The organism is Tunicatimonas sp. (assembly GCF_049647865.1).
GTDB lineage: Bacteria > Bacteroidota > Bacteroidia > Cytophagales > Cyclobacteriaceae > Tunicatimonas.
In genome coordinates this window covers 1-11,975 of record NZ_JBARYM010000035.1, presented here as the reverse complement: position 1 = coordinate 11,975, position 11,975 = coordinate 1, and the positions used below count along the sequence as shown (strand labels likewise).

Sequence of the window (11,975 nt, the reverse complement as noted above, 5' to 3'; positions counted from 1 at the left end):
CCACTACCGAAGAAACAGTACTTTCTGGCATAAACAACTAAATTATATAAGTAAAAAAATAAGTGTACGTAAAAGTATCTACCTCTTAACTATACGATAGTATAAGATGATTGGGGGCAAAATGTTGTGTTAACAGTGCATTCATTCTGCATTGTATGAGGCTAGCTGTTTTCTGATAGTGATATTAAGGCAAATATATCCAGGCACTTATAGGCGTTCCATGTAACTCTCCCTATACAATAGAATAGATTTTGTGTAAAGCCAAATTTTACTATGTAAATTTAATATTGCGTGTTAAATTTACATACTTATGATTCAGCGCCGATTAGAAGACACAATAAGCAATGCTCTTAAACGTAGCCCCTCGGTAGCCCTGATGGGTCCTCGACAAGTTGGGAAGACTACCCTTGCTTTTAGTATTTCTGAAGCCATACCATCGGTCTACCTTGATCTAGAAGACCGGCTTGACTTAGAAAAAGTGCGGGATATCACTCTGTTTCACGCTGAAAATAGCGATAAGCTCATCATCTTAGATGAAATTCAACGATTGCCGGAAGTATTTGCGCCTCTACGAGGGATTATTGACAAAGAACGTCGTAAAGGAAATAGAGCAGGGCAATTTCTGTTTTTGGGATCAGCTTCAATTGATCTACTCCAACAGTCTAGCGAGTCACTAGCCGGCCGAATTGCTTATATAGAACTTTACCCCGTTGACCTGCATGAATACGCAAAGGCTGAAGAAGGCAGGCAAGACGCAGTGAATACACTATGGCTACGCGGCGGATTTCCAGAAAGTATACTTGCCGAAACAGAACAGGATAGTCTGGACTGGCGCAAAGATTTTATTCGCACCTATTTGGAACGTGATATTCCTCAGTTAGGACCAAGAATTCCGGCAGAAACGTTGGAACGGTTCTGGACAATGCTGACTCATAACCAGGGAACCATGTTAAATGCCTCACATCTAGGGCGCAACCTAGATGTTGCCAGTGTAACCATTAACCGGTACTTAGACCTAATGGTGGATTTACTACTGATTCGCCGCCTTAAGCCGTGGACCCGTAATGTGGGAAAGCGACTGGTTCGCTCACCCAAAATATATGTTCGCAATAGTGGCTTAACTCATGCACTTCTCAACATTGTCGCAATGAATGACTTGCTCGGCCACCCGGTGGTTGGGGGCAGTTGGGAAGGGTTTGTCATTGAAAATCTGATGGCGGTCGCCCCGTCTAGAATGACTCCATTCTATTACCGTACCGCTGGGGGGGCTGAAGTTGATCTGGTATTAGAATTTGGAGTGAACGAGCGATGGGCAATAGAGATAAAGCGTAGCTCCTCTCCCTCGGTATCAAAAGGGTTTTATCTATCTTGTGAAGATATACAGGCAACCAGAAGATACGTAGTGTATTCTGGACAAGATACGTTTTCAATGTCTAAGGATGTGAAAGCCATATCGTTGTTTGATCTGATGGAAGAAGTAAAGAATGAGGGACAATAAGATTTCTCTAATAGCCTTTAACAATATTAAGTAGAGTTCACAGATCTTCCCAGTAAACCCCCGGTAACCGGTCTGCTTTTTGTTCTTCTTCACTGGCAGCCGTTTGAGCACAGCGGATAATCAATTGACCATCCTGCCACCAGCGGTGTATTATCTCCTCGAACTTCCTACTGAAAGACCAGCTTGCCGGTGCGGCTGACTACTTGGTTTTGCTCATCGTAAAGATAGAACCGAAAAGGGTACACTCCGGGCATTAGGGTAACTGGAATATCGGTGATCAGTGAACGACGAATAAGTAAATCTTGGTTTTGCTGATCAAAACCCTCCTGCCACTTAGCCATTAATTCTCCAATTGGTGAGAACAAATGAATCTCCACTCGCGCAGGTTTACTATCCGGGCTTACCGAGAAATTAAACGACACTTCGTCAACCGTGGGGTTGGGGTATACCGAGAAGGTTTCTAAAATAAATATTGAATCAGCTACAATAGTAAAGTCTAAGGTTTGCCGAGCGGTATTAAGATACGTGTCGGATGCCTGCACCGTAAGGCTATGCTTACCCGGAGGTAGATAAGCCAGTGGAAAAGCAATGCTACCCGCTTGCGAATTGTCTAATTCAGTTTCGTACCAATCTTGAATTTCCCGAGTGGTATTACCATCAATAGATAGATGAATGGCATGTTCACCGGGTAGCGTATTGATTCCGCTAGGGTCAGCTAACTCTACTAGCAGAGTTGGGCGATTATATACGGTCGTGGTGGCGGGGTAACTGATCTGGTTAAGAAACAGACGTATTTCGGGAGGCGAAAGGTCCGCTTCAGCATCTACTGGCTCGCCACCCAACGTAAACTGATCAAAGCGTCCCATCGCTTCTACCTGACGTTGGGGGTCTTCAGCGTACAACCGGATATTTCCGCTACCAATCTCTGATGAAAGGTTTTTGGGAACGCGTAACGTAGCCGTGAAAGCCCCGTCCTTTACACTAGCCTTCCCCTGAAAAAGCCGGGCGCTCCGGTCGGTATACTCCAGTACCTCCGTACCTTCCGAACCTAACGTAGACTTTTGCTCAGACTGAGCGAAAAAATCTACGTAGATAGTTCCGTTAAACTGGGCATCCCGGCTGGTGCTATGTTGTATCTCTCCTTGCAACGTTACGTGTTGTAAAGGCCGCAAAGTATCTCCTGAAGCAGGAGAGGTTTGCCAGTCAGTGATCGTGGCGGTTCGTTCAGGAATGGCTAATGCCATAGATGGATCGCCCAGCAGGGTGAAATTACGATTGGAGGTTCCGGAGATGCCTCGGTTCTTCGTTTCTCGAAAGATATCACCGAGGCGTACTTTGCCGGTTCGGGCTTCGCTGGCGAGTTTTTGGGTAAACACTTCGTAGAAAGCGGAACTGATCTCGAAGTTGGCTCCGGTAAATACCGGGCGGGCCGTAGTGAGCATCGCTATGGCTCCACCTTCCGGATGTAACAAAGCTCGTTCGGCTCCGGACTGTCGCCGGGGATCGTCGTAGCGACCAAACTCGCAGGTAGCCGTTAAAAAGATGGGGAGGCGGTCGTAATTTTCCCAACTGTCAATCATGGGTAAATCCAGAATTCGCTCATCAGTCCAGGCGGTTTCTCCACCGTGCCCGATAAAGTCTACCAGAAAAGCTCCCTTCTCAATATGCTGATCCAATTTTTCCCGGATGAGCGGTGCCGAACGTTCTTCCTGCGGATAAGCATCCATGAACAGCCGCTCAGCATAAAATATCGTTTGCGATTCCGTCTGAGATGCTAGAAAGTCGGAACGACGTTGATGCTTATTCTCATCGCCATCGTCGGCGACAAACAGTAGCTGTTGCTTCCACTTTCCGAACGCCTCCGGACTCGATGCGTAGTGAATAAGCTTATCCACTACCGTAGCTGCTTCTTCGGAAGTATTGATCGGAATCCGCCCAATGGCTACGTCTAAATCGTGAGGAATTGACTGGGTAGACTCTCGCCACGCTCCTTCTGCTGGCTCCAGAAACCCAAAGTAATCATCGGAAGCGTAGCTGTGTACGTTGTGCAGCGATTCATGCGATTGGTAAGTGGGAACTACATTGGTATTATTCTCCGTACTGAGGTAATCGTAAGAAGCATCGCCAAACAGCAAAACGTAGCGCAACGCATCGCTTTTTTGGTAAAGATGGCGAATATAATTGCGAATAGCCGTTACATCCTGCCGCCCCGAAGAAAACGTTCGGTAGATGTCCGGCAGAAGAGCAATCTGAGTAGTGAGTCCGTCGTGTTCCTGCCGAAACTGCGCCAACCGCTCGGCTTGTGCTTGCAGAGCTTCGGTAGTGATAATTAGTAGTTCAGGGGTTTCTTGACTGAGAATATCGCGGTGAACCACTTTTCCGGTGAACGCTGGCTGTTGCGTCATTGTGGTCGGCTCAAACATAATGTACTCCCGAATGGTATCGGCAAACACCTGAAATCTAGCTCGTTCGTTTACCAAATTCCATTGCTGCTGCTGCACCTGTAGTGGATCGGTAATATCCCAAATCAACATTTCATCAGTAGGTTGTTGAACCCGAAACTGAGAAACACTGTGTGTACTCATCAGGGGATTGCGAAAACGGGTGGGCTGCCCATCGTAGCGAAGTGGTTGCTCCACATTGAGCGTTACATAATCCAGGTAACCAGCTCCGCCGTCGGTCGTCGTACTGATTTGTACTGATAACGTATTGGAAACTTCATCGTCGAGCTGAATACTATGCAGTTCGGTAGCTGCTCGTCCGCGGTAGCCGTACAGCGTTTGCTGCGCCGCCGTTGGTTCTAGCGTTCCCACCACCTGACGATTTAGCAAAACCTCGTAGTGAGAACTTCTGCCGGAAATAGAAACTACGGATGATTGTAATTTTGCTTCCGCCCCACTTAGCACAGCTCCGGCTGAGAAGGGAACCGTTACGGTAGGCGTTTCTTCTTCCAAGGCCTCGCCAAACCACTCCCGCCCCGAATGAACGATGTTAGTTTTATGCTCCTCGTGATGATAGACTCCCACGTAGCTTTCTACCGGCGCGCCCCAGCCAAAGGCAATACTAGGCTTATTAGGTACGACACTAGCCGGTTTATCCTCAATAACCAAAAACAAAGAATTTTCCCGGGCGTAAGGATTCTGCTCTACCGTATAAAAGTTGCTAAGTAGATCGTACGTCATCTGGTCCGGCCCCTCGGCGTATACCAGAAAGTAATCATCCTCATTAAATACATTATCCTCAAAACCCACCGGATGAATAGCCAACTCCACCAACTGAGGCGTAAATGCTGAATTACTTTGAGGTAAAGAACCTCCCCGCTGGCTATAAACGTGTATCTGGTTCGGATTTAACTGATCAACCGCTAACCCAGCTTTCTTTAGTAGATCGTAATCAACTCGGCAGACTCCGTCTTCAATAATCTTAAACTGATATATTTCTCCTTCGGGCAAACTGCTTATAGTTTGCCCTTTTCCATTAGCGACTATCCCTAGAGAAAGGACAATCAGAAGAAGTTGGCAGCGAAGGAATATCATTAGTACGTACCACCAACTTTACGTTGGTTCCAATCCTCATTTTCAGCGAATGTAGGCAATTTCTGAGGAATTTGATTTACCTGAGATGTATCAGTCAGAGCTTCCATGAATGCTACTAAATCCGCTTGTTCTTGTTCGCTTAGATTAAGCGGATCGGGCGGCAGGGTTTGGTAGGGAACATGCAGCCCCAGGCCTTCTCCTCCACCCTGGTTGTAGAAATCTACCACTTCTTCCAGGGTTTCGTACACTCCATTGTGCATGTAGGGAGCGGTTAAAGCTGCATTACGAACGGTAGTAGTTTTGAAGGAATGCTTATAAAAATCTACGTACTCCTTGATCACACCTAAAGATCGCCCCAAATCCGCATCCATTTCCATTGATGCCGTATCGGTGGTATTGGGTACCCCTAGCACCTCCGATTCGGACTCGTGATAGATGGGCGGAACCAAGCCATTAAACGTAGGAGCAAAGTGACAAGTACCACAAGCGGCTTTTCCCATAAACAGATTAAACCCCCGCTTCGCTGAAGCATCTAATTCTTCCTGCTCGTTGCGAACGTACTGATCAAACGGAGAAGAGAAGCTCTTGAGAGAAACAATATAGGCGGCCAGAGCCGTCGTCATCGTATGCTTGTTTACCTGATTGTCTTTCATTTCGGGAAAGGCCTCTGCGAACATCGCTAAATAATCGCTGCTTTTCTCGACCTTTCCAAACACTGAAAGATAGCTGGTTTGAAACTCCCGGTGGTCGTATACCACGTGGTCCATTTGGTCTTCTAGCACTTCAGAACGTAGGTCATAAAAGTACCGATCGGCGTAAGCCGCATTGAGCAAGGTGGGTGCGTTACGTTTCACGGTTTCCTGATTATTGGTTGCTAGGCTTTTAGGTAAACCATCGGTGAAAGCTTTTTCCGGTTGATGGCAAGAAGCACAAGATCGCTCGTTGTTCTTGGATAAAATTGGGTCGAAGAAGAGCGTACGACCTAGCTGTACCGTAGCATCGGTGTACTGCTGAGAAGACATCCGCGTGTAGTAAAACGGATTGAGAAAATCTTCGGCAAAAATGTTCTTCGCAAAGTAGTTGATCGAGTGCTTACGGTTGGTTGATGTAGTCTCGTAGTAGGTTTCAATCTGAAGGGCCAACTGAGCATCCAGCAAATCAGCGTACAACGGATTAACATAATTCTTCAAAAAACTGAGCCGGTCAAACGTATCAAAGTCCTGGTTTTCTGCTAGGTAGTCTACCGCTTCCACAACCGTGCTTTCTAATCGGTTGGCCAACTTAGCGTCTTTGGTTTCAACCAGCGGGATGTATAGTTGGATAGCCCTCTGTAGTGAAACTAATACCTGAGAAGCTTCCGGCAGTGAATTCGCCAGCACCGGTGAATCAAACCCAGTTACTCCCAGAGTGAATACGCGGATTAGCGCCATACGAGCCGCTTCAATTACCTGACGGTCGGTGAGGTAGGTCTGGCGCAGATACGAGAGCTCCTGAGCACTACGATTCAGTGATTCGGTAAACGCGACAATTGCTTCCTTCTCTGTTAAAGGATCGTCACTAAACAGAGTTTCTTCTAGTATCTGAAAGCCTTCAGGCTCAATAATGCTTAGCTGAGGAGCGTTGGGTTCTAACGATAGCAGCGGGGCTCCGTTAATATTATTTCTTATGAACTCTTCATCAAGATAGGCCGCCAGGAACTCAATGGTTTTGTAGGCATAACGGGCACTGATAAAGGCTTGCTGAGTATCCTTTAAGTTCGCTTCGGTAAGTTGCTGGGTGCTTTGGTGCAACCGCTCACAAGCAGTCTGAAAGGTGCGTAGATCTTTCAGAAATTGGGTTTTCACCTCGGCTGCCGGACTTAACAATTGTTTCTGCTCGGGCCGGAATGAAGTAATTATCACTCCAATAAATAACAAGCACGAAAATAATAGTAGAAGTCGTTTCATAGGAGAAAGGGTTAGAAAAAAAAAAGGCTAAAGCGCAGTACACTTTAGCCTTCGGATAGGTCAGAAATATTATTCTAAGATGAATTTGGCACCAACCACTTTATTGGATTCGTGGCCAAACGCTCGCATGATGTAGGTACCGGACTGTAGATCGTGAACGTCTACTTCGGTTACGTTACGCACGACCCGTAGGCGGCGTCCCATTACATCGTACAGTGCCATATCTACTCGCTCACTAGTACGAAGCACGCGCTGCACGTGATCGGCCCAGAACTTCAATCCTTCTACCTCGGTTACTTGATCTTCCACCGCGGTGATGGCCGCAACGGCATCGTCCCAACCGGTGATAGCGTAGGTGAGCGAGTTATTGTAAGGGAAAGGATTGTCGGTAGACGGGTGCTGAGAGTTCAGGAGCAACGTTTTTCCGTCGGGAGTAGGTTGTGCCCCAGTTACTTCGGCTCCTACCGGTACAATGGAGATACGTACTAAATCATTCACCGTAGGGTTCGCTTTATTCATATCTAACAAGAAGGCCTCACAAGTACGGTTACCAATACCCGCCGGAACGCGGGCGTTAGACGTACCGTTTAGGTCTTCGTTGATGACCATGTACGGCTGACCGTTCACCACCATCACGTTTAAGCCATCAGGATTGGTGAGATGCTTGTCAGGATAAGCACCAACTTCGGGTGATTCTTCGTAGAACGGGCCACCGTTTAGGTAGGTTTCTACTTCATCGGTTGCGGGATCGTAAACGAGTACCCGACCGTAATAGTCATTGTAGAACCCGGCGCGAACGAAGTCGATCACCTGATCATCAGTTTTAGCTTCCAGATTGGGATGACGCGCCCGTACCGGCTCTAGCCAGTGATAATCCAGCACTCCGCCCATAGCCGCACCTTCTTCAAAGCGATCGCGGATATTATCGCGCCCGGTTTCCGACATATAAACTTTCCCGTCGTATTGAGTAAGCCACTCTAAACGATTATACATAGTGGCTCCTTCCATTAGGGCTGAATCGGCGAAATACAGCATTTCGTCCAATGACATATTATCCATTTCTACCCAGTTGCCATTGATAGAATCGTTTAGATCGTGCTTGTAAACGTAGGTAGTGCCTCGGGTGAAGTCGCCTGGGGTATCGGCAATAAATTTGGTGAACAAGCCGGGAGTAGCATCGGCGCCCAGGTATACCGTTTGGTTATCGGGCATCAGTGCCCCACCCTCGAAGGGTTGACGACCCCAGTTGTACTGCTTACGGATGGCTTTGGCTTCGCGAGGATCAATTTCTACCATATAATTAAAGTTCTGAAACTTCTCAATGGTAGCCCCCGCAAACTCACCGGGAATATCGGTAGTAATGGTATAGTTAGAGGTATCTCGTACTCCTACCGGACGACCTTCGCTGTCAGGGCGAGAGATGCTAATATTACTAGTGCGGTACCACTCTTCCGCAGTCCAGATACGTCCGTCTACGGGAGAAGTAATTCCACCGCAGTTCATACCAGTTTCGCCCACAGTGTTGGCAAAGTCTACGTTAAAGAACATCCCATTTCTTCCATCAGAGAGGGTTTGTTCAACTACTTGCAGCGTATCGGTATTGGGGTCGCGGCGCACCTTAAAAACGGTCATTCCCCCGCCATCGCCAATGCTATCGTTAGAAGCAATCATTTCATGGTTCACCGATATCCAGCCTAGATCGTCGCTTTCCGAATCCGGAGTGAATCCGATGAAATCGTGCCACTGCTTAGCCAGCGCTTCACCGGCGGCATTTCCGTTAGTAGCGGTGGTTTGCACCTTATCGGACTGACCAACAAACAGGACTTGGTACTTTAATGGTGAGGGTGGCATTACCACGGTTTCGGGTAGCCAGACAGTATCGACTTCAACATCGAAGAAAAATTGGCCGTAGGAATTGTAGCAGAATAAGACAGCTGCTAATAGGGATAAGTAACACTTTTTCATGGTAAAAATTAAGGTTGTACTGTTGATGAAAACTGCGTTCAAGTTAGCACTATACCTTCTTCAGCCAGTTACGGCAATTTTACCATTATGTAAATGAATTGTTATCTATGTTAATTTATTATTATCATTCCCTACCGATCTTGCAAAAGCCCACTAATAACCAATATTATATGTTCCAATTGATTAACGATAAACCCTAATTTACCAGTAGAAAAAAGACTACTTTGAGTGGATTCAACTAGGTAATTAAAATACGCTAATACGTATATGTTACTTTTTGTTTTTCTTCCTCTCAATAACGTCACGAATGCGAGCCGCACTTTGGTAGTCTTCTTTGGCTAATAGCTTGGCTAATAATGCTTCCAACTCCGCTAGTGGATAATCCGAGAAGGGGCCCTTTTTATCTACTACTGCTATTGAGTCAGAAACAAATCCTGCTGCGTCGAGTATTTCAGAAGTAGTATAAATAGGGCAAGCAAAGCGCACGGAGAGAGCCACCGCATCGGAGCTTCTAGCTTCTATTATGATTACTTCTTCTGACATATTTTTGAGTTGAAGCTGAGCATAGAATCTACTATCCTTCAATTTGTAGATGAATACTTCTTCTAATGTAGCCTGAAGGGCTTCTAACGTTTGCTTAAACAGATCGTGAGTGAGCGGACGCTGGGGCTGCATATTTTCCAAAGCCATTGCAATCGCTTGGGCTTCAGCCTTACCGATAATAATCGGTAAACGACGCCCCACGGGGCGCTCTTCCAGTATTAAAGCGAAATTACCTGGGTGGGATTCGCTATCGGTAAGCGCTACTACGTCCAATGCTATTTTTTCCATAATCAGCTTTTTACGAAAACCAGAGTTCGGGTGCCGGAAACCGGAACGCATATGCATCGCTTAAACTGGTATTCATTATAATACAAGTTTAAGGAACATTACGTATTATTGTTCTTTTGAATTTCGGTCTCCCGCCTCCGGCACCCTGCCTCCGGTTTCCGATCTCTATTAATGGTTATCAATTAGCACAATGCGGTGGTTACCGGTGTCGGCTAAAGCCATTGTTTGACCACTGATCGATATTGAAAAGGGCCAATACAGCGTATTGTTAGTCCCGTTTATCGTCTCGGCATTTTCGCTACTGGTAGAAAAGTCCTTCGGGCCAATCAGGCTATCCGCCGGTTGATTATGCTGCTGAGGCAGCTCGCTAAATCGCAGCAACCGGCTGTTGCCGGTATCAGCCACCCACAAACCAGTATTATCAAAACAACTATCGTAGCACCAGTTGAGGGTATTAGCTTGGGGAAATAGTCCGAACTGGTTTTGCCCATTCGCCTCCCAAGTTGGTTGGCCAATAATCACCGAAGCTGGTTGACTAAAAGCATCGGTCCAACGCTCCCACAGTAATACCCGGTAGTACTGGGTATCGGTTATGGCTAACTGCCCGTGCGGACTTAGTTTAACCGAGTACGGCCATATGGCGTGCTGATGATCGTAGTCGCGATCATCAAAAGTATCTTTTCCAATAACTTTATCGGCCGGAGCATTATTCTCAGTCGGAATTTGGTCGTAGTACAGAACCCGTCGGTTGCCCGTATCGGCTACCCACAAGTGCTCACCATCCGACGTAAGTCCGTAGGGCCAATTCATGGTACGTTCGGAAGGGGTGCTCCCCACTCCTAGTTGATTGGGTTCATTACCTAAGAAATCCGTTTGTCCTAGCACCACATCGGCAGGTTGTCCCGATTGAGTTGGAAAATTATGCCAAATTAGCACCCGGTGGTTCCAGGCATCGGCTACGGCTAGTATTTTACCGTTACTCCATAGCCCGGAAGGATACTGCATTGTAGAAGCACTGATCTTACTGCCCTGATTGCGCCCGGTGCCAGTAGCGATATCTTGGCCTAAAACTACATCGGGCGACTGAAATTCTTGGGTAGGAATCTGATTCCAGATAAAGACCCTATTTTTTCCGGTATCTGATACTAGCAGTTTGTTTCCTAGCAAGTGCACCCCACGGGGGGCTAAAAACGGGTTATCGTACGCCCCATTGAACATGCGAAGTTGGGCGTTTGCTTGAGGTAGATGAATGGCCATAGCTAACAGATTCGGGGCAGTTGTTCGCCCGCCAACATATTCACTACCCGGCGACCACCAATACCGCTGGTCAAAACCACCTGACGGGGATGTTTCTCGGTCACTTCACCAATACAGACTGACTTCGAAAAACCGGAATCCCGCAATTGCTCCAGAGCAGCTTCGTGAATATCGGCCGCAATAATAGCCAGGAAAAGTCCTTCATTAGCCACGTAAAGTGGATCTAATCCTAACAGTTCGCAGGCTCCCGCCACTTGTTCCTCTACCGGAATATCGGTTTGCCGTAGGTCTACTCCCAGATTAGCACTACGAGCAATTTCGGTAAGCACCGTACCCACCCCACCCCGGGTTGGGTCGCGCAGCAAGTGAATTGATGAACCAAACGAATCTAATAATTTCTGTACTGGTTGGTGAAGTGGGGCTGAATCCGTCTGGATTTCTGTTTCAAATTCTAGTCCTTCTCGCACCGACATGATCGCCATTCCGTGGTTAGCTAGTGGACCGCTTACAATAATTTTATCACCCGCTTGCACTCGGTCAATACCGATATTCGCTTTTTCGTGTACTTTGCCAATTCCAGCGGTATTGATAAATAGCTTGTCGCCTTTGCCACGTTCTACCACCTTAGTATCGCCAGTTACTATCTTCACTCCGGCTTGCTTACAGCACTGCTGAATAGTGAGTAGCACTTCCCACAGCTTGGTCATGGGTAAACCTTCTTCAATGATCAGACTCAATGATAAGTACTGAGGCGTGGCTCCGCACATCGCTAAGTCGTTAATTGTACCATTGACCGCCAGATCACCGATATTGCCGCCCGGAAAGAACAGAGGCGACACGACGAAGCTATCGGTCGTGAAGGCCGTATTTCCACTAAGTTGAAGCAGAGCACCATCGTGACGTTCGCCCTCGGATTCATCCGAAAAGAGATTGAGAATTACG

Annotated in this window: 7 protein-coding genes; 1 reads left to right on the top strand and 6 read right to left on the bottom strand. The window is 47.1% G+C overall.

The genetic code is table 11. The annotated features are described in order from the left end of the window. Positions 1 to 310: 310 nt before the first annotated feature. Entirely contained in the window at positions 311 to 1,498 is a 1,188-nt protein-coding gene (locus WBA23_RS01550; RefSeq protein ID WP_424580477.1) for an ATP-binding protein, read from the top strand. A gap of 167 nt (positions 1,499 to 1,665) precedes the next feature. Here the strand turns inward: WBA23_RS01550 and porU are convergent, their stop codons facing one another. The 6 genes from porU to hypE form a co-directional block, all read right to left on the bottom strand. After that, complete coding sequence (gene porU / locus WBA23_RS01545; RefSeq protein ID WP_424580476.1) at positions 1,666 to 5,034, bottom strand: type IX secretion system sortase PorU; 3,369 nt, start codon at positions 5,032 to 5,034, stop codon at positions 1,666 to 1,668. After that, positions 5,034 to 6,980, bottom strand: a complete 1,947-nt coding sequence (locus tag WBA23_RS01540; RefSeq protein ID WP_424580475.1) for a cytochrome c peroxidase — start codon at positions 6,978 to 6,980, stop codon at positions 5,034 to 5,036. The genes porU and WBA23_RS01540 overlap by 1 nt, the downstream gene beginning before the upstream one ends. A 69-nt stretch (positions 6,981 to 7,049) precedes the next feature. Continuing rightward, entirely contained in the window at positions 7,050 to 8,945 is a 1,896-nt protein-coding gene (locus WBA23_RS01535) for an alkaline phosphatase PhoX (RefSeq protein ID WP_424580474.1), read from the bottom strand. Positions 8,946 to 9,215: 270 nt separating this feature from the next. After that, on the bottom strand, positions 9,216 to 9,776 hold the full coding sequence (locus tag WBA23_RS01530; protein WP_424580473.1) for a bifunctional nuclease family protein: 561 nt from the start codon (positions 9,774 to 9,776) through the stop codon (positions 9,216 to 9,218). Positions 9,777 to 9,944: 168 nt separating this feature from the next. Beyond that, the gene (locus tag WBA23_RS01525; protein ID WP_424580472.1) at positions 9,945 to 11,033 is read right to left on the bottom strand and encodes a hypothetical protein; all 1,089 of its coding nucleotides are present in this window, start codon (positions 11,031 to 11,033) and stop codon (positions 9,945 to 9,947) included. Positions 11,034 to 11,035: 2 nt separating this feature from the next. Continuing rightward, positions 11,036 to 11,975: hydrogenase expression/formation protein HypE (gene hypE / locus WBA23_RS01520; protein WP_424580471.1), on the bottom strand; the 940-nt coding region annotated here is incomplete at its 5' end.